At 55.9% G+C, this 25,603-nt stretch carries 25 protein-coding genes, 1 tRNA gene and 1 pseudogene; 5 read left to right on the forward strand and 22 right to left on the reverse strand.

Translation table 11 applies throughout. The features are described from left to right. Positions 1-14: 14 nt before the first annotated feature. From HMPREF3120_RS11025 to HMPREF3120_RS11065, 9 genes are all read right to left on the reverse strand, one after another. Complete coding sequence (locus HMPREF3120_RS11025) at positions 15-1,304, reverse strand: nucleotide sugar dehydrogenase (RefSeq protein ID WP_070453459.1); 1,290 nt, start codon at positions 1,302-1,304, stop codon at positions 15-17. Positions 1,305-1,306: 2 nt separating this feature from the next. Continuing rightward, positions 1,307-2,299: a Gfo/Idh/MocA family protein gene (locus HMPREF3120_RS11030; protein WP_070453462.1), complete on the reverse strand. Its 993-nt coding sequence runs from the start codon at positions 2,297-2,299 to the stop codon at positions 1,307-1,309. Beyond that, the gene (locus HMPREF3120_RS11035) at positions 2,299-3,399 is read right to left on the reverse strand and encodes a DegT/DnrJ/EryC1/StrS family aminotransferase (protein WP_070453464.1); all 1,101 of its coding nucleotides are present in this window, start codon (positions 3,397-3,399) and stop codon (positions 2,299-2,301) included. Before HMPREF3120_RS11035 ends, HMPREF3120_RS11030 begins: the two co-directional genes overlap by 1 nt. Position 3,400: 1 nt before the next feature. Continuing rightward, complete coding sequence (locus tag HMPREF3120_RS11040) at positions 3,401-3,997, reverse strand: acyltransferase (protein ID WP_070453466.1); 597 nt, start codon at positions 3,995-3,997, stop codon at positions 3,401-3,403. 129 nt (positions 3,998-4,126) lie between these two features. Next, complete coding sequence (locus HMPREF3120_RS11045) at positions 4,127-6,292, reverse strand: glycosyltransferase (RefSeq protein WP_070453469.1); 2,166 nt, start codon at positions 6,290-6,292, stop codon at positions 4,127-4,129. Next, on the reverse strand, positions 6,289-7,155 hold the full coding sequence (locus tag HMPREF3120_RS11050) for a hypothetical protein (RefSeq protein ID WP_070453472.1): 867 nt from the start codon (positions 7,153-7,155) through the stop codon (positions 6,289-6,291). The genes HMPREF3120_RS11045 and HMPREF3120_RS11050 overlap by 4 nt, the downstream gene beginning before the upstream one ends. Continuing rightward, positions 7,127-8,440, reverse strand: a complete 1,314-nt coding sequence (gene wecC, locus HMPREF3120_RS11055; RefSeq protein ID WP_244268627.1) for a UDP-N-acetyl-D-mannosamine dehydrogenase — start codon at positions 8,438-8,440, stop codon at positions 7,127-7,129. Before wecC ends, HMPREF3120_RS11050 begins: the two co-directional genes overlap by 29 nt. 55 nt (positions 8,441-8,495) lie before the next feature. Further along, positions 8,496-9,194: an ABC transporter ATP-binding protein gene (locus HMPREF3120_RS11060; protein WP_167594457.1), complete on the reverse strand. Its 699-nt coding sequence runs from the start codon at positions 9,192-9,194 to the stop codon at positions 8,496-8,498. 130 nt (positions 9,195-9,324) lie between these two features. Further along, entirely contained in the window at positions 9,325-10,263 is a 939-nt protein-coding gene (locus HMPREF3120_RS11065; protein WP_083284907.1) for an ABC transporter permease, read from the reverse strand. A 212-nt stretch (positions 10,264-10,475) separates the two neighbouring features. Here HMPREF3120_RS11065 and HMPREF3120_RS11070 point away from each other — a divergent pair, with 212 nt between their 5' ends. Next, positions 10,476-12,251: a glycosyltransferase family protein gene (locus HMPREF3120_RS11070; RefSeq protein ID WP_246815483.1), complete on the forward strand. Its 1,776-nt coding sequence runs from the start codon at positions 10,476-10,478 to the stop codon at positions 12,249-12,251. 72 nt (positions 12,252-12,323) lie between these two features. On the opposite strand, the gene HMPREF3120_RS11075 is transcribed toward HMPREF3120_RS11070, so the two are convergent. From HMPREF3120_RS11075 to wecB, 4 genes are all read right to left on the reverse strand, one after another. Continuing rightward, entirely contained in the window at positions 12,324-13,679 is a 1,356-nt protein-coding gene (locus tag HMPREF3120_RS11075) for a glycosyltransferase (RefSeq protein ID WP_092100394.1), read from the reverse strand. Then, positions 13,672-14,979: a glycosyltransferase family 4 protein gene (locus tag HMPREF3120_RS11080; RefSeq protein ID WP_070453487.1), complete on the reverse strand. Its 1,308-nt coding sequence runs from the start codon at positions 14,977-14,979 to the stop codon at positions 13,672-13,674. Before HMPREF3120_RS11080 ends, HMPREF3120_RS11075 begins: the two co-directional genes overlap by 8 nt. A gap of 38 nt (positions 14,980-15,017) precedes the next feature. Continuing rightward, positions 15,018-15,091 (reverse strand) — tRNA-Ile (locus HMPREF3120_RS11085). A gap of 93 nt (positions 15,092-15,184) precedes the next feature. Next, on the reverse strand, positions 15,185-16,333 hold the full coding sequence (wecB, locus tag HMPREF3120_RS11090) for a non-hydrolyzing UDP-N-acetylglucosamine 2-epimerase (RefSeq protein WP_070453705.1): 1,149 nt from the start codon (positions 16,331-16,333) through the stop codon (positions 15,185-15,187). A 137-nt stretch (positions 16,334-16,470) separates the two neighbouring features. On the opposite strand from wecB, the pseudogene HMPREF3120_RS12430 reads away from it, so the two are divergent. Beyond that, positions 16,471-16,742 (forward strand): annotated as a pseudogene (locus HMPREF3120_RS12430) (hypothetical protein). Here the strand turns inward: HMPREF3120_RS12430 and HMPREF3120_RS11095 are convergent. Together HMPREF3120_RS11095 and HMPREF3120_RS11100 are read right to left on the reverse strand one after the other, a co-directional pair. Continuing rightward, positions 16,739-17,668 (reverse strand): Ppx/GppA phosphatase family protein, encoded by a 930-nt coding sequence (locus HMPREF3120_RS11095; RefSeq protein ID WP_070453490.1) that lies wholly within the window; start codon positions 17,666-17,668, stop codon positions 16,739-16,741. The pseudogene HMPREF3120_RS12430 and the gene HMPREF3120_RS11095 sit on opposite strands and share 4 nt — an antisense overlap. Next, complete coding sequence (locus HMPREF3120_RS11100) at positions 17,665-18,228, reverse strand: DUF501 domain-containing protein (RefSeq protein ID WP_070453708.1); 564 nt, start codon at positions 18,226-18,228, stop codon at positions 17,665-17,667. Before HMPREF3120_RS11100 ends, HMPREF3120_RS11095 begins: the two co-directional genes overlap by 4 nt. Before the next feature lie 122 nt (positions 18,229-18,350). Here HMPREF3120_RS11100 and HMPREF3120_RS11105 point away from each other — a divergent pair, with 122 nt between their 5' ends. After that, positions 18,351-18,734, forward strand: coding sequence for a hypothetical protein (locus tag HMPREF3120_RS11105; protein ID WP_070453493.1), 384 nt, complete (start codon positions 18,351-18,353; stop codon positions 18,732-18,734). Positions 18,735-18,744: 10 nt separating this feature from the next. Here the strand turns inward: HMPREF3120_RS11105 and HMPREF3120_RS11110 are convergent, their stop codons facing one another. The 5 genes from HMPREF3120_RS11110 to HMPREF3120_RS11125 form a co-directional block, all read right to left on the reverse strand. Continuing rightward, complete coding sequence (locus tag HMPREF3120_RS11110) at positions 18,745-19,398, reverse strand: septum formation initiator family protein (RefSeq protein ID WP_070453496.1); 654 nt, start codon at positions 19,396-19,398, stop codon at positions 18,745-18,747. Between the two features lie 11 nt (positions 19,399-19,409). Then, complete coding sequence (locus HMPREF3120_RS12055; RefSeq protein WP_141739442.1) at positions 19,410-19,628, reverse strand: hypothetical protein; 219 nt, start codon at positions 19,626-19,628, stop codon at positions 19,410-19,412. Positions 19,629-19,646: 18 nt separating this feature from the next. Next, positions 19,647-20,483 (reverse strand): type IV toxin-antitoxin system AbiEi family antitoxin domain-containing protein, encoded by an 837-nt coding sequence (locus tag HMPREF3120_RS11115; protein WP_070453499.1) that lies wholly within the window; start codon positions 20,481-20,483, stop codon positions 19,647-19,649. A 159-nt stretch (positions 20,484-20,642) separates the two neighbouring features. Further along, complete coding sequence (gene eno / locus HMPREF3120_RS11120; RefSeq protein WP_070453502.1) at positions 20,643-21,920, reverse strand: phosphopyruvate hydratase; 1,278 nt, start codon at positions 21,918-21,920, stop codon at positions 20,643-20,645. A gap of 75 nt (positions 21,921-21,995) precedes the next feature. Continuing rightward, positions 21,996-22,799 (reverse strand): lytic transglycosylase domain-containing protein, encoded by an 804-nt coding sequence (locus HMPREF3120_RS11125; RefSeq protein WP_070453505.1) that lies wholly within the window; start codon positions 22,797-22,799, stop codon positions 21,996-21,998. Between the two features lie 147 nt (positions 22,800-22,946). Here HMPREF3120_RS11125 and HMPREF3120_RS11130 point away from each other — a divergent pair, with 147 nt between their 5' ends. Further along, the gene (locus HMPREF3120_RS11130) at positions 22,947-23,369 is read left to right on the forward strand and encodes a hypothetical protein (protein ID WP_070453508.1); all 423 of its coding nucleotides are present in this window, start codon (positions 22,947-22,949) and stop codon (positions 23,367-23,369) included. Here HMPREF3120_RS11130 and HMPREF3120_RS11135 read toward each other — a convergent pair. Further along, entirely contained in the window at positions 23,359-23,955 is a 597-nt protein-coding gene (locus tag HMPREF3120_RS11135) for a MazG nucleotide pyrophosphohydrolase domain-containing protein (RefSeq protein WP_070453511.1), read from the reverse strand. The two genes, HMPREF3120_RS11130 and HMPREF3120_RS11135, sit on opposite strands and share 11 nt — an antisense overlap. A gap of 33 nt (positions 23,956-23,988) precedes the next feature. On the opposite strand from HMPREF3120_RS11135, the gene HMPREF3120_RS11140 reads away from it, so the two are divergent. Next, on the forward strand, positions 23,989-24,651 hold the full coding sequence (locus tag HMPREF3120_RS11140) for an 8-oxoguanine DNA glycosylase OGG fold protein (protein WP_070453711.1): 663 nt from the start codon (positions 23,989-23,991) through the stop codon (positions 24,649-24,651). A 198-nt stretch (positions 24,652-24,849) separates the two neighbouring features. Here HMPREF3120_RS11140 and HMPREF3120_RS11145 read toward each other — a convergent pair whose 3' ends face one another. Beyond that, on the reverse strand, positions 24,850-25,470 hold the full coding sequence (locus HMPREF3120_RS11145) for a DUF5067 domain-containing protein (protein ID WP_070453514.1): 621 nt from the start codon (positions 25,468-25,470) through the stop codon (positions 24,850-24,852). Positions 25,471-25,603 lie beyond the last annotated feature (133 nt).

Below are 25,603 nucleotides of genomic sequence, written 5' to 3' on the forward strand. Positions count from 1 at the left end.
GTTCATTGTCTTCGCTATCCGATAGTCAGCCGTGCAACTCCATCCCATTTCTGGGGCTGGGTGACGTTCCTGCCGTCAAAGAGGACCTTCACACCAGGGATATCGCTCGGACTCAGTTCACGGTACTCGGCGTGGTCGGCCTGAATAATGGCTGCGCCCGCCTGCTCTCCAAGGTGGAACGGCTCCCACCCAAAGTTACGCAGTTCATCATCGGAATACATCGGATCATGAACCTTGACGATGGCACCCCGGCTCTGAAGGGCTCCAACTGTGGCGAAAACGCCGGAGAACGCGGTTTCCTTGACCCCACCTCGGTATGACGCACCAAACACCACGACTGTCTGGCCGTTGAGAGCCCCAGATTCCTTCTCCAGTGTCTGAACACAGTACTCGGGCATTCCTGCGTTGAAGAGTCTGGACTCGCGCACTATCGAGGCATCGGGATCGGTGGATAGGTACAGTCGCGGATAAACTGGGATGCAGTGGCCACCTACTGCGATTCCAGGACGATGGATGTGGCTGAAGGGCTGTGAATTACAAGCGTCGATAACAGAATTTACATCGATTCCTTCCTTATCAGCGTAAACAGCGAACTGGTTTGCCAATCCAATATTCACATCCCGATATGTTGTCTCGGCGAGCTTTGCCAGCTCCGACGCCTCAGCAGACCCTAGGTCCCATACCCCGTTTTCCCTCGGTAGATCATCGCGCTCATCAAACTGCAATGCACCCGCGTAGAACTGTCGGGCAAGATCAGCACCTTCCTCAGAGAGCCCACCTATCAGTTTCGGATACCGGCGCAAATCCTCAAAGACTCGCCCAGTCAATACTCGCTCTGGGCTAAATACCAAGTGGAAGTCGTGCCCCTCTTTAAGGCCACTGATCTTTTCGATCATTGGCTTCCAGCGGTTACGGGTTGTACCAACTGGAAGAGTGGTCTCATACGAAATAAGGGTTCCCGGCGTGAGGTGCTCCGCCAAGGACTGCGTTGCTGAATCCATCCACCCAAAGTCAGGCTGCCACGTCTCCTCGTCAACAAAGAGGGGTACTACCAGGACGATGACATCAGCATCAGGAATGGCTGCGCCATAGTCTGTGGTAGCCCTAAGATGGCCACTGTTCACAACCTCCGCAAGATACTCCTCAAGGTGAGCTTCTCCGGGGAAAGGAGCGATGCCAGCGTTCACCTTATCGACTGTCTCCGCGTTCACATCGACGCCAGCAACTTCGAATCCGGATCGCGCGAACTGAACGGCCAGCGGAAGGCCGATCTTTCCAAGCGCGACAACTGCAACTTTTTTCATTTCTAAGCCTCCAAAAGGACAGTCTGGTTAGAATTTGCGGACTCAAGGGCAGCTTCAACAACGCGCATGGTCCGCAGCCCCTCAGCGAATGTAACGATCCCAGGTTTACCGTTCACGACCGCATCGCGGAATGCGCGGTGTTCCACAGATAGGGGCTCGGGCTTACTGATCGCGTAACGAATGACTTCGCCTTCAGAAACACCGCGGAAGTTGGATATCTGATCCCACTCGATTTCGTCGATACCGTTCTTGTAATAGGTAAGGTCACCCAGCACCGTTTCTGCGACTAGTGCGCCGTTCTCCCCTGTAACCACGGTCTTGCGCTCCTTGTAAGGGCTCATCCAGTTCACAAGGTGGTTGACGATGACTCCATTGGCGAGGATACCGTTGATCGACACAAAATCCTCGTAGTCACGTCCAGACGCATTGTTGGTAGTCGCCGAGATCGACTGATACTCACTCTTGGCTACCCAAGCTGTCAGATCGAGATCGTGTGTAGCCAAATCCTTGACTACGCCAACGTCTTTAATACGCGCTGGGAAGGGCGACTGGCGCACGGTTGCAATCTGATGGATCTGCCCCAGAAGGCCTTCTTCAATCTTCTCACGCATAGCGCGAATTGCCGGATTACAACGTTCCACGTATCCGACAGCCCCCACCACTCCATGTTCCTCAACAAGTCCAGTGAGCTCTCTAGCTTCTTCAATGGTGGCGGCGAGCGGCTTTTCGACTAATACGTGAATGCCATTTTCAATGAGTTGCTTCGCAACAGCATGGTGTTCCGACGTGGGGACTGCAACCACTACTGCGTCGACACCAGCATCAATCACCTGGGCAACGTCCGTGAACAGCGGGGTATCCCCTGCGACACCAAATTTATCTCCAAAGGGATCGGCAACTGCAATCAGTTCGGCACCATCGAGCGAACGAATGTTGCGAACGTGGTGCCGCCCCATCGAGCCGAGGCCGACTACTCCGTATCGCAAATCGGCCATTACGCACCAGCCTTAGCAACGAGGTTAACTGCTTCAACAATGCGGTTCAGATCTGCCTCACTCAAGCTCGGATGAACGGGTAGAGAGAGGCACTGCTTCGCATACTTTTCCGTCTGTGGGAGATCCACACCTTCTGCGAATCCATTGAGAGAAGGCAGGCGGTGATTCGGCACCGGGTAATACACGCCCGATCCAACACCATGTTCATCAGCCAACGCCTTCTGGAATCCGTCACGGTCTTCTTCAACCAAAACCGTGTACTGGTGGTAGACGTGAGTTGCCTCCGGATGCACCTTTGGAGTGACGACCTCAGAAATGTTCGAGCTTAAGAAACTTGCATTTTTCTGGCGAGTTTCGGTCCAACCCGCCAGCTTCTCAAGTTGAACTAGCCCAATTGCCGCGTGGACATCCGTCATCCGGTTGTTGAAACCCACGAGTTCGTTCTGATAGCGAACCTCCATACCTTGGTTCCGCAGAAGCTGAACTTTGCGCCGAACATCAGGATCGTTCGTCGAGACAGCTCCGCCTTCAGCAGTTGTCATATTCTTCGTGGGATAGAAGCTAAATGCACCGAACTTGCCGAAGGTACCGACTGGCTTCCCACCCCAAGTCGCTAAGTGAGCCTGTGCGCAGTCCTCGAAGACTTCAATTCCCGCTTCATCTGCGACCTGCTGCAAGGCCGTAAGATTCGCGGGATGGCCGTACAAATGGACCGGCATAATACCTTTGGTTCGATCTGTGATGCGAGACTTCACGTCTTCGGCATCCAAGCAGAAGTACTCATCAACGTCTGCGAAGACCGGGGTTGCTCCAACAGCTGCGACAGAGTTACCGGTGGCGGCAAAAGTAAACGACGGGACGATTACTTCATCACCCGGGCCAATACCAGCAGCCAAGAGGCCAAGGTGCAGCGCCGAGGTGCCTGAATTGACCGCGACCGCGAAACTATCCGCCAGGGCTTTCTCCCCAAACTTGTTTTCAAACTCTTCAACCTTAGGGCCCTGCGCGATCATGCCTGATGCGAGAACGGCGTCAACCGCCCTTCGCTCATCGTCACCGATAATCGGCTTCGCAGAGGGAATAAACTCAAGGTTAGGCATTTTAGATCTCCTTTAACTGATCGTCGGTTTCACGGAATTTTTTGCCTGTAACTGGGCACTGATAAACCGCTGTTTCACCATCTACTTGTCGAAGTGGCTGTCCAGCAGGGCCAACCCAACCGACTTGGCGCGCAGGCGTGCCGGCAACGATAGCGAAAGCCGGCACATCCTTTACTACGGTCGATCCAGCGGCAACCAATGCCCACTCACCGATCGTGACAGGAGCAACTAGAACGCTGCGCGCGCCGATAGCGGCCCCCTTCTGCACCGTAACTCCCACGGGCTCCCAGTCGGATGCGGATTTCAATGAACCGTCTTCGTTAATCGCGCGCGGATACTGGTCATTCGTGAGCACTACTGCAGGCCCGATAAAGACTCCGTCGTTCAGTACCGCCGGCTCATACACCTGAGCCAGGTTCTGAATTTTGCAGTTATCACCAATGACAACACCTTCACCGACGTATGCACCTCGCCCGACGATGCAATTTTCCCCCAGGCGGGCGTTTTCTCGGACCTGCGCTAGGTGCCAGATCTTTGTCCCATCACCAATTTCGCATTGCTCCGAAACATCCGCGGTGGGTTGGACACTCGTTGCCAACTTTTTCTCCTAATCTACGCACTGGTCGACGCTCAATCCGACCAGTTATGAGTATTACTTTAACGCGCGGCATTGAAGTTCTCTCACCAAGGTCACGCTAATTCCGCAAGAGTTCAAGCGAAACCTTGACTAAAGCGTTTCACTCCAGGCGGCTATCACTTTTTCGATATCCCAATCCTTTGCATAACGCTTTGCCGCTGCAGAACTCTTCTGGAATTCACTCCTATCTCGCAACGACAAAATCCTTAATGCTGCTTCGTCAATTGAGCTGAACACATTCTTTGCTCCGAAGATTTGCGCGGATCCTTCTCGCTTTCTCACAATCGGAACAGCTCCTGACGCCATCCCCTCGGCCGGCGCAAGATGGAAACTTTCCAAATCGCTAGGTGAAAGCACGAACCCCACGCGCCGGAGCCAGTTTCCCATGTCAGGGCTGAAGGGCTCGAATCTCACCGAGTCTTTCAGTGCAGGGTTTGACCCGATCCGATTAAAGAACGTCAGGTACCGCTGTTTTTGAACTGGCTTGTTCCATTCGTACGGGTACTCCCATGGCATTCTGCCCTTGAAGTGAAGTTGGTAACGATCGTCTTCTTCGATCAACCGCTCGAGCAATCTGACCGCCAAGTCCGGCCTCTTAAGAATCGGAACGAAGCCGATTACCCCTAGATGAAATTGAGCGTCACATTCTTTAGGTCGATCCAGATCAACGGTGTCTACTGCGTTGGGTATAACTTTCGTTTTTTCCCTGGGAAATTTCAGCTGACGAACGGCATCTTCGCGAATAAACTCCGATACGAAGATAAGCTGATCCACTTGGTCCCACGCGACGGCTTCCAACCATTTACCACCGAGTTCGAAGCGATGAAGTCGTGAAATTAGTTTTTGCCCGGGTTTCTTATTGTTTGAATACCAGACTAAATTTGGCCCCGCCCATTCGCAAAGTACGGTATCGGCCCAAGCAACATCTCGAGAACTGGACCGCTCATCATGCTGATGTAGGGACTTCCAACCATCAATGCGCAACCTGACGCGGTCATCGACGGTCCATCGCTCCATCAATTCCCCCATGAACTTCAAATCATGGGAAGCGATTAGCAAGTTCTTAGTCCCCCGGCGATCGGGAGTAGGGTCACCTACGGCTACGCGGTCGAAATGATCTCGGAATCTTTTAGTTGCCTCGTGAAAGGTGTACGCGCTTGCCGTATGCAATGCGACCCTTGCGCTTTCCGTCAGAGCAGACAGGTTTTGAGCGATGGTTCCTGCAAGATCAGCCGGTGTATCATCCGCGGAAGCAAAGAAGGGGTATTTAGCCCCTAGAAGCTCGACATGGTCACGCGTTCTATTGACGATAGGAACCGTGTGGTTCAGCCCATATTCCAATGCTTTGGTCGAAACCTCGAGGCTTGAATCAAGCTCACTGGTTCTCCACCCAACACCCAAGTGGGATTCTTGAATCAACTTAATCGAGTCGGATCTCGACAAAGATCCGTGCCAGGTCACTCCACTTCCAGGGTCACTGTCGTATGACTTCAGCGCCTCCAGCATCCGACCGGCCCATTCTGGATCGCCTTTTTTTGCGTTTACCTTCGCACCTGCCACATCAAGGGTCGCGCGGACTCCCAATCGAGCCAGCGCAGCAGGAAGTTCGAGCATCTCGAGAGTCTTCCACTGTGCTGCCATTTTTCCAGCGTAAACTAGCCGAACTGGGCGATCATGCGTACCAAGCTGCTCTGGGAACTCTGTGAGTACGGATCCAAGCTCTGGCACGGGAATCATCGGTGGAGTCACGATAGTTTTTCCGGCCGCCGAAGGCACAATGCTTTCAAGATACGCGCGTGCTGCGTCGGTTTGAGCCAGCATTCTGCGACTGCAACGTGCTACCTCGTCAACTTTCGCGATCCGCTCTTGATCCGCAGCGGATGGCGGGAACGGTAGGTCTGTTATGTAGCTCCACAGCTTTGGCGCGAGGGCAGTCCGTGCTGCAAAAGTAGTGCAGGCCTCTAGCCCTCGTACTATAACAGCATCCACGTGGTTTTCCGCTACAAACCTATCCACCCATTCCGCAGCTTGACTAGGAGTAAGGATATTGTTCCCCCTCCCCTTAGGTTCGTGCAAGGTAACCGATGGAATCTGCAATAATTGTTGAGTCAGTGTGTGGTCGTTAATCTTTGCTTTTAGAAAAACGTGAACCTCATCCACGACACTGGCCAGAACCTCGGATATTGAGCTGAGCCAAATCGAGGATCCGTCTATGAGATTGGGGTTGACATCACCGTAAAGAACCACTCGACTCATAGCTTCCCTCCAACGCCAACGTCGCGTATTCCTAGCGAAGCTAGCAACACAGCCTGCTCAGCAGACAGATGAGTCTCATCGAGAACGATATCTGCCAGCGAGAAAAGATCTGCTGAGAAATGATCTGGCAAAGATCCCGGAATAACAACAATGGGGATATGAATCTCTTTGCAGCGATGGAGGAACTCTCTAAGTATTAAGAATTCGGTTGTTCGGCTTGCATTTACGACGTCGCTCCATGGGTTTTGGCGCGCTTTTCGAAGATCAATAAGACAGCAGCTTGCGTCAAACGGGGGCTCTCCGATCGCAGAAGCGTATCCAACCCGAAGAAACTGTGCATTACCGCAAAGTGAGATTGAGTCCGGGGACCCGCCGATGAAGAGTATGTGCCTGATTCGCGACCGCGGGTCGGCCTCAAGGAGGTACGAAAGTTTCCAACGGTCATTCCCACTCATCTGCTGCGACGCCGCCTGGCGTCCGGCGTAGTGCGAATCCGGTTTTGAGATTATTCGAGTTTCAGGAATGGTCGCAGCCCCGAAAGTAGACATTGAGTCAGATCGGGCTCGCCCGATCGTCCCCTGCGCCTGTCCACCGAGACGGCCGAGCGTGTTGAGCAATTCCTTTGCTACGGCATTAGATTCCCGACGAAACTTCTTACGCTCAGCCAATTCAAGCTTCCATGCGCTCGCAAATGCGCAAAAACCTAAAGCGCACAAACTGATCCCGGTCGCGGTGAACAGCGACGAGACAATTCCCGCGGAAAATTGTGCGAACACAAGGCAAAACGCACTGGCGATGATGAGGGCAAGCAGTGAGCGCCCTTTTGAAAGCAGCCTAGCAATTCTCTTGATCTTCAACCGCATGGAACCCGACCTCCGTTCGCCATGCTCCACAGGTATCAATGATCACCGCACCCGGTTCAATTTCCTCCTTACGCGAAAGGAATTCCCGATGTCCAACTAGGAGCAACACGATATCCGCTCCCTCCACTGCCTCTCCGAAGCTCGAAAGAATGAGGTTTTTGTTGTGAACGAGCGATCCAGGAAGCTCACGAACGTTCGGTTCTACAGCGAAAATAGACGCGTCCGGATATTTTTTTGCAAGTGCAGCTGCAATATGGACAGCCGGCGACTGCCGGAGGTCATCTATGTTCGCCTTAAACGCTAAGCCTAAAAGAGCGATCTTCGGATTCGACGTCTCCCTGAGTGCTTCGGCGACCTGTTCGAGAACGAACCGCGGCTTCGAATCGTTTCTTTCTCGGGCTGTTCGAATTAGCTTCGCGCTCTGAGGGGAGGAAGAAACAATGAACCACGGATCCACGGCGATGCAATGCCCACCTACTCCTGGACCGGGATTCAAGATGTTCACTCGTGGGTGACGGTTTGCTAGCTCAATGAGCTCCCAGACGTCAACCCCAAGGTCCTCGCAGATCATGGAGAGCTCATTAGCGAACGCGATATTCACATCTCGGAACGAATTTTCGGTCAGCTTAGCTAGCTCTGCAGTTGTTGCGTCCGTAACGAGAAGCTCGCCGGTTACGAATTTCGAGTACAGTGAGCTTGCTCGATCGGCACTTTCGGAGTTGATTCCGCCAACGATACGATCGTTTTCGGCCATTTCTGCCATGACGTTTCCAGGCAAGACACGCTCCGGGCAGTGGGCAAAGTAAACAGAATTGTCACGCCCCGGTTCGAGCGTGAGGTCACTCCGTAGCGAGGAGACAAGTTCTGCGACCTGTTGCGTGAGTCCTGGAGGTGAAGTCGACTCCAGAATTATCAATTCCCCGCCGGTGAGTACCGGAGCTATAGAACGGGTCGCACTGTACACGTAAGTGGGATCAACAGCGTGGTCCTCACCGAACGGAGTAGGAACCGCGATGACAAACGCATCCGCTGCTGGAACATCGGTTTGGGCGCTCAGATTGCCACAATCCACAACACGAGCAAGCAATTCGTTCAACCCCGGCTCCACAAACGGCAGCACGCCGTCGTTCACCATCTGAACAACTTTGCGGTTGACGTCCACACCAACGACTGACATACCTGTGTCGGCGAGGAAAGCTGCGGTTGGAAGGCCAATGTAGCCCATTCCTACTACGCAGACCGAAGCTACTTCTGCTTGTCCCGGCACCTCTACCAAACCTCTCAATTATCCACTTCCTTCAGGCTCAATATACTCCGGCACATTTTCTCAAACGTGTCCACTAGCTAAGTTCGATGCAAGGTTCATGGTTGTTTGATCGCACTTCTTGCATCAACCGATTCGCTTCATCTACTTTTCCGTCCGAAAGCAGATTGGTGAATGCCCGATAGTCTGCAATCACTTCACCGCAGTCGCCATCTTCGATTAACTCACCTTGGTGGATCCAAATTCCGCGTTCACACGTTCCCTCGATCATCGACGTCGAATGAGAAACTAAGAAAAGATTACCAGCGCGTTCAAGCAGCTCGTTCATACGAGCTTGCGCCTTCTTTGCAAATGCGGCATCACCTGTTGAAAGAGTCTCGTCCACCAAGAGCACTTCGGGTTTGACAGCGGTCGAAATGGCGAAACTGAGCTTCGCAGACATACCAGACGAATACGTACCCATTGGCCGCAGAGCAGCCTCTCCCAATTCTGCCCATTCTGCGATCTCTGGAACCGCGGCTTTCGCTTCATCCGGTTTCATCCCTAATGCCAAACATCCGAGATAAATGTTCTGTTCACCAGTGAGCCAAGACTGAAGTGCAGGCGCGACACCTAGAAGGGTCGGTTGGTGCCGAACGAAGATCTTGCCATTGGAAGGCGCCTCACCTCCGCCAACCAGGCGTAGCAGCGTAGATTTACCCGAACCATTACGTCCGATGATGCCAATCGATTCACCTTGCCGAGCGACAAAAGAAATGTTTTTCAGAGCGTCCACCGTCTTGGATCCCCGACGCCGGAGGGCCTTCCGGCTCGACGCACCAGGCAAAGTGTAAGTCTTCGAAACATTCTTGACTACTACGGATGGATTAGCGACGGAGCTGTCGCTTCTCCGCTCGACTAACGGATCATTGCTTGACTCGGACATAACGAGACTCAGCCTCCCAGAAGAAAACAAAACCCAGAACAAACGCACCCAACGACCAAGCCAACAGGGTTAACCATGTAGACGCTGACGGCACCTCACCGTAGATAACAACGCCTCGAATAGCGGTCAAGAAGATGTAGGCAGGGTTATTTGTCATCACCGCGCTCATTAATGGCGAACTTGCATATCGCTCGACAGAGAAAAACACTCCCGAGGAAAAAAACCATGCCCTCATGGCTAAGTTAATTAAGACTTTAGCGTCTGGAATGAAAGCCGTGATTCGCGCGACTATGAACATGAATCCGGTCCCGAACATCCACATAAGAAGGGTGATGGGTATGAACAGCGGAATAGTCGGACTGAGCGGCTTTCCCCACTGGGCACACAGCGCAAACACCACCGCAACCAAGATCGGAGTGATGTTATCAATCATGTACCTAAGCGATTGTGAAAGAACCAAAGAGGCTCTCGGAAATGAAAACGCGGTAATGAGGTTTCTCGATGTCTGGATCAGTGACTGTCCACCGCCAACCAGCGAAGAGACAAAACCAAAAAAGGTCACACCGAGAACTAGAAAGCCGATGAAATTATCGATCCCCCTGGAAGTCTTGAGCACGAGACCAAAAAGGACTCCGTACATAGCAGCTTCCAGCAAAGGCTGCGCAATCAACCAGAATCTCCATAACCGGTAGCTTTTAACTGTTCGAAAAGCTCGGTACCGCGCATCTGCGACAATAAAATGCCGACGCTCAATCAGCTGCTTGACATAGAGCCCCAAAGTCGGCCGAATATTGAGCTTTCGCAATCCGGACATATCAACTCGGGTCACGTCTCTGGCTGAAGCATTACTTTGAGCAGATACTACAGCAGACAGAGACCTGTCGCTTTCGCTGTTGTCACTCACCGCTTTAGTCTCCATTTCCAAATATGGTGTAGTCGCTGGGCTAGCAGCGGCTAGTATCGTAAAAATCGTACCGAAGGAGATCAGAGGATCAAATGCGACCGCAGTTTTCCGTGTCAACTCGCAACGTTCGTAGGCGCTTCCAAACCTGGGTCAAAGGACAGTTTTTTCGATACGCCCCTGCTGGCGTCGCTGCGTGGGCGCGGTCGACGATCTCTAAATGGCGAAAATTGCAACAACGCAGAGCCGAAGCAGATGGCTTCCCTGATTACGAGCCCACGCTCTTCGGGGGTCCCGCAAGCGTTGCCCCCCATTTCCCTTTCACTGTTGGAACCATTCTTGACCCATTTTCCGAGTCGGCATGGTCGAGCGAATTTAACCTCGTTGCACTTACACCAGCTAATTGGCGAGACGAATTACCAAGATGCGATTTTATACTTGCTGAATCTGCCTGGGAAGGGTCCTGCGGCCAATGGCGTTATCAGCTGGCAGGAACTTCCGCACCTTCAGCTGATCTGCAAACACTGCTCGCAGCTGCCACAGACAAACAGATCCCGTCAGTGTTCTGGAATAAAGAAGACCCAGTACATTATGAGGAATTTCGGGATACCGCCAAGCTTTTCGATTACATCTTTACTACGGACGAAAACTCGCTCCCCCGCTACCAGTCCGAAATTGGTCATAGCCGTGTTTTTGTGCTGCCGTTCGCTGCACAACCGAGGATTCATAACCCTGCACGCCGCGGAACAAAAGAGGACGTAAACCCCGAAGGAATTGCTTTCGCTGGAACATACTTCCGCCACAAGTTCCAGGACCGGCGAGCCCAAATGGACCTGCTCCTCGGAGCTGCTGCAAACGTAGCAAAAGGATATGACGTTCCATTCACTATATTTTCGCGCCACGCCGGCGGCGATCGGAAATACCAATTTCCATTGAAATGGTCGAAATACGTCAGTGGGTCACTTCCTTACTCTCAAATGCTTACTGCATATCGTCGATTCGCGCTGTTCCTAAACGTCAATTCCGTAACCACAAGCCCATCGATGTGTGCGCGCCGAATTTTTGAGATTGTCGCGTCCGGAACTGCCGTGATTTCCACGCCGTCTGCAGCAATACGAAACTTCTTCAATGCAGACGAAGTTCCCGTTGTTACAGACAAAGACCAAGCGGAGCGCACGATACGGGCAATCGTCAACTCACCAATGTTGCGGAGTCGTATGGTGCATAAGGCTCAGCGGCAGATTTGGGAGCGCCATACTTACGCGCACCGCGCTGCAACCATTCTGGATACTTTGGAGTTAATGCCCCCTCAGACTGATGACAAACCCCTTGTATCCGTTATCTGCTCCACAAACAAGACAAACCAAATTGGGCATGTCATCGAACAGGTTGCGCAACAGAATTACCCAAACGTCGAACTGCTTTTAGCCGGCCACGGCGTAGCCCTTGATCCGGCGGTCGCAGACACAGCTCGTGACAAAGGAGTCTCTCGCATCGAATTACTGCAATTCGATAGCGACAGCACACTGGGGTTGTGCCTGAATGAGCTTGTTAAGAAGAGCTCGGGCAAAATCGTGGCGAAATTCGATGACGACGACTTCTATCTCCCCAATTATTTACGTGACCAGGTGAATATTCTGCAAGCGATGGATGCAGACTTAGTCGGTAAAGCTTCAATTTATTTCCACCTCAACTCAAACAATGCCCTAGTAAAGCGATGGCCCCACCGCGAACATACGTGGTACGGCTTTGTTGCAGGCGCAACGTTAGTCGGATGGCGAGATACGTTCGTCCGCGTCCCCTTCCCAAATCGCTCTAGGGGGGAGGACTCGGTATTTCTTAAAGAGCTAGAGGCAACGGGGATGCGCGTTTACTCAGCAGATAGTTTCAACTATGTCGCAGTTCGACGAGGATCTGGCCACACCTGGGATATCTCAGACACTGACATTCTCGCGTACTCCCAAGTTGAAACGTTTGGTTTGAACCTGAAGCACGTCGAGGTGTAACAGGTCCAAAAGCGTCACCCTCCTCAGTCCATTCGATCTTAAAAAGGCACCGTCGGACCTGACAACAATTCCTTACAGAGAGGAGTATGCCGCTAGGTAACTAGTGGCGACCGCGTCCCACGTACGAGAGTAAATCCAAGATGGCACCCTCCGCTTCATTGCGAGCGTCTTTTTGATCCCCCCAGCCAGTGCACTTGGATCACCCGCCGGTACATACTCTGCTTCCCCTGCGGTGACTTCTCTTAGTGCTGGAAGGTCGGAGCAGACAATCGGCACACCCTGAGCCGCTGCTTGCAGGGCTTTAATCGGTGTCACTTGCGCTGTTACAACTGAGCGGATTCGTGGCACAACAAACACATCAAGTGCCGAGTACCAAAGTTCAATCTCATCAGTTGGTCGCCGCCCTGTGAAAATTACGCGGTGTTCCACTTTCTTTCGCTTGGCGAGTTTTTCGAGGTCAATTCTTGCGGTACCGTCTCCGACAAGAAGGACGTGAATCTCATCTGGCAAGTGTTCAAGTGCCGAAATCAAAGTACCAAGTCCTTCGTATTCCACTAGTGAAGTAATAGACCCAACAAGTGGTACATCGGGAAGTCCAAGGCGGCGCTTTGCATCCCCCGATTCTAATCCGCCCCCAATCTCCTCCTTGCTAATTGAGTTCGGAGCGACAAGCAGCTTCTTTACCCCGATCCCTCGCTGAAGGATCTCTTGTTTCAACGTCTCGCTGAGAGTGGTCACCAAGTTCGCAGATGCTATAGCCTCGTTTTCCTTCTCTCGAGTTCGACGGAAATACTCACTTCCAATCGCCCCTAGTTCATCGGGCTGAGTCGACGCCCAGGTGGCTTCCGGAATGCCCCGAACCTCATACACCCAAGGCACCGATAGTTGCTTGGCAGCCCAAGATACTGCCACAGCATTCCACCACGGCGTGGTTGTGTGTAACACAGAGATATCGTTTTCCTTGGCTTCATCCACTATGCACTGGGCCATAATTTCTGCTTGTCGCATTCGGGAACGCGGGTAGTGCCGAGGAATAGCTCGTTTGTAGACTACCCCGTCTATATTGTCAGCCCGTCGGACCGGCACTCGTCCTATCGAGAGCGGATAGCCGAGACGCGTCATCGCTGAAGCGTCGACCCCTACCGACTGAATAGCCTGAATCACCTTGTGACTGCGCTGTGCATAGCCAGCAGTTGAGTAGGGAAAAGAATTGGTTAAGACGAAAAGTACATTCCCGTTAAATCGAGCTGCTCCAACCGCTTCAACACTCGCTATCGGGGGCTGAAAATTCGCTTTAGGCACACGCTGTTTAACCACAGGTTTCCCCAGGACACGTCGTGAAGCCAAGTTTAGAAACGCGACTGGGTCTTCTGATGCAAGAGAGAACATCACTGAAGGCAAAGAAGCTAGTGCTGCAAAGTCAGCCATTTCGCGCGCCAAACTCCAAATCTAAGCTGTCAAGGCACTGCTTAAGTTCAGAAGGAGCAACGATGTGTCGCTCTTTCTCTACCCAGTTGCGCCCTCTAGAGTCGACGTTGAGTCTATGTGGGTTACGGGCTAAATCGATCCAAAGTGCTGCAAGCTGACTGGGGTCTTCAGGTGGCACGATGTCGCCAGCGCGCAAATCCTGGATGATTTCTGCAGCCTCTCCTTTGATGGCTGCAGATATATGGATTCCTGCAGACATCAGCTCGTAAGTCTTCGACGGAACTGCCCTCTCCAGTGGCTTCCAGTCAGTGAGATGGACGAGGGCCGTGTCAGCCCACTCATAGGCCTCTGCTAATGACTCCGCCTTTCTACGCTCTTCGAACCTGCAGTTAAGGCCTCGCCTCTCAGCCATACGTTGCAGTTCTGCTTTCTCCGCACCAGTCCCAATAAAACGAAGGTGCACATCCAACCCCTGTGCCTGGGCGATGTCCGCTGCTGCTAGAGCATTTGCAAGGTGCTGTGCTCGACCAATAGTCCCGGCGTAGAGAACTCGAAGACTTTGCTCGCCGTTATCCCTCTCACCTCGTGTTCGCATGTGGGGTTGAGTCTCACTCGGAAAAACGTTGCGAACCGTATAGACCTTCTGTGCGAGCAATTCTCTACGCAAATAGCGTTTGTGCTTGTCGGAGGTGACTATCACTGCTTCAGCGTTTTTCAAGCTCAAACGCATGACGCGCTCTGTGAGCAAGAGGACCAACTGTAGAGGTCCACGGTTAAGCACCCGTTCCCGTATCGAAGTGCGCCCAGTGCCCTTATTCCACTCACCCGAGTACCTAAGTAGTTCAGGCCAGGCATCGCGTAGATCAATAACATATGGAACACGGAAAATACGAGAAGCGAATTGTGCTACTGCGGCCGTTGGTAGAGATGGCACCGTTCCGATCACCACATCGGGTGAAAAGGAGCGGAGCGGGCCCCTTTTAGCAAGCAGCACAGTAAGTATTCCGGCGGCGACACCTACCTGATTTACCACTTTTGCAGTGATTGAAGAGCCCCCTGGAACGAAGCCCGTCCGAACGATGGTTTCACCGTTAGGACCAGGTTCCGGACGCGCAGCTGGCCGATACCCACCTGATGAAAACCAGTCCTTAGCACTCATACGTCGTTGATAATGGGGAGGAGGGGAAACTACTAACACCTCGTGACCCGCATCCCTTAGGACACTCGTCAGCCAAGACCATCGACGCTGAGGTACGCCGTTCTCCGGCCACCAGTACTGGGAGACGACGAGTATCCTCACCGGTATTTTCTCCCGTCGTTGCAATTCAGTGTCGTACGTGGGGCTAGCGGGGCTCGAACCCGCGACCAACGGATTATGAGTCCGCAGCTCTAACCGACTGAGCTATAGCCCCATTCCCTAGTCCAGATTAATTATTGAGGACTGGATTCACTATAACGAGCTATCAAGACTATTTCGTAATCACTCCCAAAATTGTCAGATGACGCTAAAAGTCCAGTTTCGATTCGAGCGGTAGGAAGTCAGGAAGCCTCTTCCCAATTCCTAAAAGTTCGGAGGTTGCCGCGACAACCCGCTGAGCCGCCTGCCCATCACCGTACGGATTCACGGCGTTGGCCATTTTCGTGTAAAGGTCTGGATGCTCAATCAATCTGCTGGTAGCTCTAACAATTGTGGCTTGGTCAGTGCCAACCAATTTTACGGTGCCCGCTTCCACAGCCTCGGGCCTTTCCGTGTTTTCACGCATCACCAGTACAGGTTTTCCGAGCGAAGGAGCTTCTTCTTGGACTCCACCTGAATCAGTCAACACGATATGAGATTTCGACATCAACGAAGTGAACTGATCGTATGGCAGCGGGTCTGTGACGCATACATTTTCAAGATTAGAAACTTCAGGCAGGACTGCACTCCTCACCTCCGGATTGGGGTGTAGTGGCAGCACGAAGATTGCCTCCGGGAATTTGAGTGCCAACTCATGCACTCCACCACCTATCGACCTCATAGCGCTGAGATTTTCTCGCCGGTGCGTGGTCACGAGGATAATCTTTCGGCGACTCGCAACGACCTGCCTCAGACGTGAGTCTATGAAATCCACCTGCCAGCCGCTGGCTGCCAGCAACGAATCGATCACCGTATTGCCTGTGATGGCGATACTCTCAGACCGTACCCCCTCCTGTATTAAGTTCTTTTTTGCATCCGCAGTCGGTGCAAGATGCAAGGTCGAAATTTGACCAATAATCTTTCGGTTGGCCTCCTCTGGAAAAGGGGACAGGATGTCTCCAGTTCGCAAGCCCGCCTCCAAATGGGCAATTCTCACCCCACGGTGGAACCCGGCAAGAGCCGCCGCCATGGCAGTAGATGTATCACCTTGAGAGAGAATGATGTCGGGGTGTTCTATCTCAATGATCTTGTCAAGACCTTCAATAGCCCGGGTGACTAGCTCATTGAGAGACTGACCCGGTTTCATCAACGCCATGTCATGGTCAGGCTCTATCCCAAACCGAGCATTGACCTGTTCAAGAATCTCTCTATGCTGCCCAGTTGATACAACTATCGGATTAAACCGCTCGTCTTGCTTGAAGGCGGCTACAACAGGCGCCACTTTAATCGCTTCCGGCCGAGTGCCGTAGATAGTCATCACACGCGGTTTAAAGGCAGCCACGTCACTCTCCCTCGACGATCAATAATGTAACGCTACTCCGACGATGGTATCTGTAGCTCATTTCAAACGTTACAACCGGCCAATGAAATATGTCGGCTTGCAAGCTAACCACCATGTGCCAATACGTTGTCGGGGCCGCCGCCGGGCATTTGCTCGGCACGAAAGCCGGCCGGAAGGACTACCACCAGATCGTCAACGCCGCGCAGGCTGCTGCCAACTCGCCGGTAACCAAGCAGGTCACTGCCTCCGCCCGCCGGGCTATCGCGAACAAGATCGATCCGGAGCCGCGCATGCGCAAAGTTAAAGACCTGTGTAAGGGCAAAAGCTCCGTGGCGGTTCGGACAAGCAGATCGAGGACACGATCTACGAGCCGGACCAGGATTAAGCCAACCCAACGACGATCCCGTCGAGGATGTCCTTTTCGCTGATGATGAAGCGGGTGGCGCCAGCTTCGCGCTCGAAGACGTCCATGAGCTGCTCAACCACCGTGGAGCCGGAGCCGATGACATCGGCACGCCCTGGATGCACCACGGGATTGCTCCGACGTTCCTCTGCAGTCTTGCTTCGCAGGTCTTCTGTGACCTCGCGGATACGGTCAAAGGAAATCTCCGACATGTGAATCCGTTTCGGATCATAGGAATCGAGATCCTGAGCAAGCGCAGAGAGCGTCGTGAATGTCCCGGCACAGCCGACGAAAGTATTCGCCTGGGCAAACGGCACCACCTCTGCTGCTTCGGCGATCCGCTCATTGATGTAATCGCGAGCGGCAGCGGTTTCTTCTGCGGTGGGCGGATCGGTACGCATAAACCTCTCCGTGATGCGCACGCAACCCATCTGGGTGGAAACTGCATGCAGTTGGTCAGCGGTCTGCATGACGAACTCGGTGGATCCGCCGCCGAGGTCAATCACGCAGAACGGGCCGCGTTCCGGGTCGAGGTCGGCCGTGGCGCCGGCAAATGAGAGTGCTGCTTCCTCCTCGCCAGAGACCACTTCGGCTTCAGTACCCGGTTGGATGTTGCCGAGGAGTTCTCGGGTCATGGCGAAGAAATCCTCGCGGTTGCCCGCGTCGCGCGTGGCGGAGGTGGCCACCATGCGCACACGGGTGACGTTTTCGCGCTGCATTTCGTCGACATAGTCCGCAAGAGCCACACGAGTACGTTCGATGGCTTCTGGCGCGAACTTGCCGGTCTCGTCGACACCTTGGCCGAGGCGCACAATCGTGTTGCGGCGGCACACTTCGCCGGTTTCGGTGTCGTGGATAAGCAAGCGAATGGAGTTAGTACCGCAGTCTACGGCGGCGACGCGGGTCACTGCAGCCCCTCCCCTGCTTCAGCAAGTGTGATGCCGAGATCCTCAAGCGTCGGCCAATCCTCCGGAATCGCGGTGCCCCGCAAATCGCCATGCTCTGCGGCGAGGGCGACAGCCTCGGTGCCGAAGCGGACACGCTCGGGTCCTTCTGCGAGCGCGTAGGCAATCAGCACGTGGAGGCACTTCACACGCTCCGGCATGCCACCGCCGGAAAAGTCGGTGCCGAGGTCTTCGATGGCGTTGCGCTCTGCGAGGAAGTGTTCGTGGGCGGCTTGGTAGTCGCGTCGCAAAGCTTCGCCCTCGTCGGAATCGGCGTTGAGGCGGGCTTCCATCCACTTCATCACCTGCGCCACCTCGAGGCGTGACGCTTCGGCGGTAAGGCGCGGATCGGTGAGGTAGTAGAGGGTGGGGAACGGGGTGCCGTCGTCAAGTTTTGGCGCCGTTTTCACCACAGCCGGTTGATTGTCCGGCGTGGTGTAGGCAATCGCGAGGACACCGCGCGGGGTGCGGCCGAGCTGCTCAGCGACAACGGCGAGCTGTTCATCGGTGGGAGGAGTGTGCATGAGGCCCATTGTTTCATGAACCACAATCCACCACGGCGTTGAAGGGGTCGGCTAACCCGGATTGGGACACCCCGAGGTTATTTGTCATTATTTAACGGACTGTTCCCGAGAAAGGTTGACTAATGAGCGTTCCCGCGTTGCATCCCGGCGCGCTGCCAACCCCTGAATTCCCGTTGGTGTCAACCGGCACTGAGTCCCGCCACTTGATGCCGCCTCCCCCACTGCACAGCGCAAATACGGTGGCTACAGCCGGGTACATCCAGGCGGTAACGCGCATTCTGAAGAACGGTCCGCTAACAGCAAGCCCCGGCGTGTACTGGACTGAAGACCAGGTCTTCCACACTGCTGCTGGCACGGTGATTGCTCATAATCTGGACGAGCTTGCGCAAATTGTTCAGGCGCTAGGGCTGAGCGATGGTGTGCGCGTGCAATGGTCGGCAGTTGACCATGCAGAACTTGCGACGCGGATGCTGACAAAGAGCCGGGAACTCGGGTTTATCGACTAGCGGTTTCGCGCTACTGCGCAGGAGCGTCAGGTGCAGGCGCTTCGGCGGGAGCCTCACCGGCTGGTTGTACCGGCTGTTCTGCGCCCGCTGGTGCTTCCGGTTGCGGGGCGTCGGGTTGTGGTGCTTCTTGCTCGGGCGCATCGGTTTCGGGAGACTCAGGCGCCTCTACTTCGGGGATGTCGCGGAGCGAATCCCACAGCACCTCGGACCACTCGCGGTCGTCCGGAATCTCGTCGGCGGCGGTGGGGAGGTTGTCGGGGGCGGACATGCGTGGATCAAGGATGCGCCAGACGGTCTCCCCCTCTTCCACCACGCCCAGGCGGCGGCGTGCTTCTTGGCGCATAAAGGCATCGTCTTCGTACATGGCGATGTCGCTTTCAAGCGCCTGCTTGCGCGCCTCCAAGCGTTCGATGGACTCCTGGGCGCGGGCGATCTCAGCGCGTCCTTCGTAGTAGTTCCGAAGCGGGGCGGCAATGGCGAGGAGGACAAGCAGGACGACGCTGATCAGGATGACCACGCTCGCCATGTCTTGCTTTGGAAACACGCGCGCCCGCCTCGTGCGGGAGCGTTGCTTGCGCTCTGCAGCGCGCTGGGCACGCTCCGCGTCGCGGCTGGCGACGGGCACCGTGTGCGACTTGCGGGGACGTGGCGGGCGCTTCTTCATAGGTAAGCAGTCTAGATGCGCTTGAGGATTTCGCGGACTGCGGCGCGGCCAGCGGAGCGGTCACGGGGTCGTCGATACGCTTGCTGCAACGCTCGGCGGCCGCGGCCTCGACAGTGAGGCTGGGGAACATGTTGCCCATCCCACCGGGCTGCGGAGAGTTCTCCAGCAAGCGTTGGGCTGAGCACTTCCGATGCAAACGCAGTCGCCTGAGCGAAATCGTGATACTTCACGGGCAGACCGTCTCGCCGCTACTTATCGCCATTGCCCACCTGCCTTGCGATCTCTTGCATTTGCTTGCGAAGTGGCTCCACTTGTTCAGCGATTCGCGCGTTGATGACCGCCAAGCTCTCCTCAAGACCCTTAAATACGCTCGGGTCAATTGATACGCGTTCAACGGCGTGGCCAATGAGCGCGAGACGATTGCGCCACTCCGCGCTGTCTTCCACAGAGGACGCTTCAGCGCTTAGCTCGGTGACCAATTGTTTGCCGGACTTCGCCTCGTAGTAGCGAGCTGAAGGAGCGAGCTTGCTCGCGAGGTCGTCGATACGCACGCCCTCCTTCCGGAGAGCATCCGCGACAAGGTCTGCGAGGTACCCGCGCTCAATCTTGGCCTCGGCCAAATCACCAACGGTGCGTGCGACACTGGTCACCGGCAACCCGTCTACTGACACGATGTCCTCCTCAGGAAGATCACGACGGGTGCGGATGCGGACTCCTTGCTGCCGCGTCTGCTTCGTGCCGCCGGTTGAAAACGTGAACTTCGGCGGAATCAAACGGCCGATCCCGTGGATGAGAGCAGCCGACTCGTGCGAGACCACCACGGGCTGCTCGTCCTCCCAGCGCTCGTCGATGAACTTCTTTGGCTCGAGAGATAGCCACGCCGCCCGAATCTCATCGTGGGGTCCACCCTGATGGGACGGCAGCAGATAGACGCCATGCCGCGCTCGGTCAAGATCACCGCGCTCCACGAGGCGGGACAGCTGCAGGCGTTCAATCCCCTCCCGTCCCGCTTGGCCGGTGGTGACGATCCCCCACTGGTCGGAGGCGACCATCTCTAAGGTCGCTAACACATCTGCACGCTTCACCGACCCCTCCTTTTGCGTTTGTATCCGTGATTGCGGACGATTGTATCATTCAAGCGATACAATCGTCCGTTCGTTTCGATACAAACGTCAGATTTGGGCATAAAGAAGCGGCCCCGCACCGAAAACGGGCGGGGCCGGGACGTAGCGGTGAGCTACTGCCTACTTCTTAAAGCGCGGGAAGGCGTCGCGGCCGGCGTAGACGGCGGCGTCGCCAAGCACCTGCTCGATGCGCAGCAGCTGGTTGTACTTCGCCACACGTTCGGAACGAGCCGGGGCACCGGTCTTGATCTGGCCGCAGGACAGGGCGACGGCCAGGTCGGCGATGGTGGTGTCCTCGGTCTCGCCGGAACGGTGCGACATCATGGTGCGGAAACCGTTGCGGTGCGCCAGCTCGACGGCGTCGAAGGTCTCGGTGAGGGTACCGATCTGGTTCACCTTCACCAGCAGAGCGTTTGCGGCGCCCTTCTCAATGCCTTCGGCGAGGCGCTTCGGGTTGGTGACAAAGAGGTCGTCGCCGACGATCTGGATCTTGTCTCCAAGCTTCTCGGTCAGGGCGACGTAGCCGTCCCAGTCGTTCTCATCCAGCGGGTCCTCGATGGAGACGATCGGATACTGCTCCACCAGGTCCGCGTACACCTGGATCATCTCCTCGGCGGAGTGCTTGCCACCCTCGAAGTTGTAGGTGCCGTTTTCGTAGAACTCGGAGGAGGCGACGTCGAGGGCGAGCGCGACATCGCTACCAAGCTTGTAGCCCGCCTTCTCAATAGCCTCGACGATCAGGTCGAGGGCGGCCTTGGTGGAGTCGACGGACGGGGCGAAACCGCCCTCGTCGCCAAGACCCGTGGACAGGCCCTTGGACTTAATCACGGACTTCAGCGCGTGGTAGACCTCAGTGCCGATACGCAGCGCCTCAGCGAAGGTTTCCGCGCCGATCGGGGCGATCATAAACTCCTGGACGTCCACACCAGAGTCGGCGTGTGCGCCACCGTTGAGGATGTTCATCATCGGCACCGGAAGGGTGTGTGCGTTCGGGCCGCCGATGTAGCGGAACAGCGGCAGCTCGGCAGCCTCAGCGGCAGCCTTCGCCACAGCCATGGACACACCCAGCAAGGCGTTCGCGCCCAGGTTCTTCTTGTTGTCGGTGCCGTCGAGCTCGATCATCGTGTTGTCGATCAGGCGCTGATCGTCCGCCTCAAACGCGATCAGGGCATCCGCGATGGTCTCGTTGACGTTCTCGACAGCCTTGAGGACACCCTTGCCGTCGTAGCGGTCGTCGCCATCGCGAAGCTCGTGAGCCTCATGCTCACCCGTCGACGCACCCGACGGCACCGCAGCCTGGCCATGCGAGCCATCCGACAGCAGCGCCTCCACCTCCACGGTCGGGTTACCGCGCGAATCCAGAATCTCGCGAGCAAAGATGTGCATGATGTCAGCCATGAGTTCTCCTTAACGTGGATATAGGCGTGGAAAATGACTTGGCGAAAAATTCCGACAACAAGTCTAGCCGTTGCCCTACCGGTGGGCAGGCTGGTTCATGGCATAGTTGGCCGCCGCGTCGCGTACACGGGCGAAATAGTCGCTGGACTGGTTATACGCGTAGATAGCCTGGGTCCACCCCTCCTCGGTAGACAGGTCGCGGGGTGTGCCGCCGGAATTGCACAGGAGGTTCGCAGCACCTAAGGCGGCGTCGTCGATCTGCTGGGGGTTCGGGGTGCCATCGCCGTTGGCGTCGCGACCAAAGCGCGCCCAAGACTCCGGAATGAACTGCATCGGGCCGACGGCGCGGTCGAACTCCGTGTCGCCGTCCAGCTGACCATGGTCGGTGTCCGGGACCTTGGCAAAGCCGTCCCCGTTGAGCTGCGGACCGATGATGGGCGGTTGCGGGTAGCCGTTCTCGTCCAGTTTGGAATAGTCGAAACGGCCGCCGTACGTGCCGTGGCGGGTCTCCACCCAACCGATGCCGGCGAGCGTGTTCCAGGTCAGGTTGCAGTGGGGCCAGGCCTCCTCGGCGATCAGAGCGGCGTTGGCGTAGGCGCGCACGGCCTGGCCGGACATGTTCGTGGCCTCGCCGATGCTTTGCGACCAGTCAAAGAGTTGGTCGGAGGTTCTGCCCGGCGCGTGGACGTCGATACGCGGGGGCGCCTCCGCAGCCGCAGGCGGGACCGTGAGCGGGGCTTTTTGCTTCGGCTCTGTTGTGTCGAAGTTGAAGACAGACAGCAGCCACGCGATAAGCGCGACGACAAGAATAACGGCCATGGCCGCGCCAAGAATGCCCACGCAGCCACAGCCGCGAGCAATGCGTCGCGGTGTGATCATGGGCGCAAAGTGTACCGGGCGCGGTTACCGCGCCGTGCGGGGGTTAGGCGGTGCCAGAAGTTACAATTTTCACACAAACCACAACAATCACAGCTGTAACAGTTATGATGCTTTGCGACCTACCAAACTTCCCCGAAAGGACACCCCATGCGCCGCATCACCGCAGCACTCGCAGCAGGCCTCATCGCCGTCACCGGTTTCGCAGGCACCGCAACCCCCGCCAAGGCACAGACCCTCGAACTCGTCCGCCTGCTCAACGGCAACATCGCCAACACCAACTGCGACAGCCTCCGCACCGGCCTGACCGCCACCCGCATGGTGAACAAGGACACCACCCGCAGCCAGCTCGTCATCAACCTCAACACCGTCGTTGGCAACGACGCAGCCCTGCGCCTCGTCTCCGCAAGCACCGTCGGTGCGGTTGCAGACCGTGCGCTGGAGTGCGGCATCGTCAAACCGGACCCGGTCACCCCACTCGACCAGCTCTTCGCCGGCTCCTCCCAGATGTCCTCCAAGGCAGGCCTGCCGGACATCCGCACCCTCATCCCAGCACTGCCGGCTATTCGCTAGCCTTCCCCTCGACCCACAGACGGTCCTGCGTCCCCTTATCCACAGGCCCGTCTGACCCGTCGAACAAGTACGGCGCACGGCGGCGCATCTTATCGACGAACGCCCCCGCCACATCCCCAAACCCAAAGGCACCCCGCTCGTCCGCAATCTCCGCATGGAACAACACCTGCAGGAGCACATCCGACAACTCCTTCTTGAGTTCCGCGTCGGGCGCCTTTGCGCGAATCGCATCCGCGACCTCACCAGCCTCCTCCGCCAAAAACGGCAGGAGGCTTTCGTGCGTCATCTCCTGTTCCCACTCACCCCGGCGTCGCGCCTCACGCATCGTCTCTACAGCCTGCAACACAGGATCCTCGAGGGAAGGGACTTTGATCAGGGTGGTGGAGTCGTCGTCAAGCAAACGCTCCGCGAACTTCGGATCCGTAGTCACAATCCAATGCCCGTCGCCGTCTACAACATCCAACGCCCAACGCACCGACACCGGCACCTCCGGCGAAAACTCCACACGACCACGAATCTGGCCAACGAGATTGAGCGGGATCATGTCGGGCCAACGGGCATCCAGAAGCAACACGGTCGCAGTCATGAAGGGAAGTCTAAGGCCTCTATGATGGAGCGCATGACTCAGATCGCCGAAGCACTCGAAGCCATCAAACCCAGCGCCCAAGACGCACTGCAAGACTCCGTCACCTTCTCCCCCATCCGCTGGAAAACCGGCTGGCCCCACCACCTCCGCCGCGTCCCGCCCTTCCGCGACGACGCCACCGCCTCCATCACCCGCGCCGAAGTCTTCTCCTTCGCCTCGGATGTCCGCTCCTCCGACTTCGCACGCGAGCAGATCATCGACTTTTTGGGCGCCTGCTTCGCCTACGTCGCCGGCCAATCCAACCAGGTCATGCAAAAGCAGGCGTTCCTGCGCAACAAGGGCAACGCTTCGAAGTTGCTGAGCGCGATCCGCAAGCTTGGCGGGTTGTCGCCTGTCGACGCCTACGCCTCCTTGGCCGCCACCGGCCTGGCACCGAAGTACGCGTCCGCCGTGGCGTACTTCCTGGCAGGTGAGCAGGATGCTGCTGGCGCTGCCGACGGTGCTGCTGCGCCGGCGATCATCTGCTCCAACCGCGCGCGCCTGGCTGGCCTGGCGAAGGACGCCGACTGGACCGCCGACGAATACAAGGAGTACCTCGACGCCTTGACCGCTGCTCGGGACGCTTACGACTCTTCGCTGCCTTTGGACGCGGTTGAGTGGGCGTTGCGGGAGTTTGCTCGTCGCGAGGAAAAGTAGCGCTGAGTTTTTAGGGGGGCGCCTGTCGAGCCCACGCAGGGGTACATATGTCGCCCGGCGAGCTTAGGGGCAAACCCGAACTCGCCGGGCTTTGGTTTTGGTGGGGGTTAAAGGGACACCTGCTGATTGCCCTCCCTCAAACATAAAAATACCCAGTACCGAGTTCCCGGTACTGGGCTGAATGCAAAGTGCTCTGACTTACTTAATCGGATAGACCTGCGTGCCTTCAGAGTTCTTCAAAAGCAAACCTGTCTGCGCAGAAAGAGCAACAGGAAGATCCTCGTCATTAAGCTCGTACGCGAACTGAGCAGTCACCTTACCGCCTGGCTTCACCGTGATCTGGTCTGCAAGATCATCGGTGTAGAACAGTGCCGTCCGCAAATCATGGCGGACATTTTCGTCTTCCTGTTTTGCACTGAACGTCGTAAGCCATGCCGTAATGGTGTCAATCTCACGCGCACGTTTGTTGGTGAACTCGTAGGTGAACACAATCACTGGCTTCGAACCGAACAGATTCTCACGGCCACCCGCTGGAACAACGTTTACCTTTGTAATCTCAAAACGGTACTCATGCGAATCGAAAATGTTGTTCTCAAATTTTCCGGATGGCTTCTCCGACGTTGACGGTGCGGGTTGTGCCGCGGTGGTCTTTGTTGCCGTAGTGGTTGGCTTAGCCGTGGTAGACGGAGTCGGGCTGGCGCCATCTTCACTGGAGCCGGCACCAACGCCAATCAGAGCAAGCAACAGAACTACCACACCGATGATGGGACCTGCCAGCTTGAGGAGCTCTTCAGGCTTGTTTGGGAGCTTGAAGTCCATCAGACTTCCTTTCAAGAACCATTGAGGAGTCCCTGTGACACCTCGCCGAATTATGACTTTAGCCTGACAGTCCATCCATTGACCAGCTTTCATCAGCGACGGTCAACCAGTCGAGTTGCTGCGTACTACCTGG

It is taken from the genome of Corynebacterium sp. HMSC11D10 (assembly GCF_001806995.1).
GTDB classification, from domain to species: Bacteria; Actinomycetota; Actinomycetes; order Mycobacteriales; family Mycobacteriaceae; genus Corynebacterium; species Corynebacterium coyleae.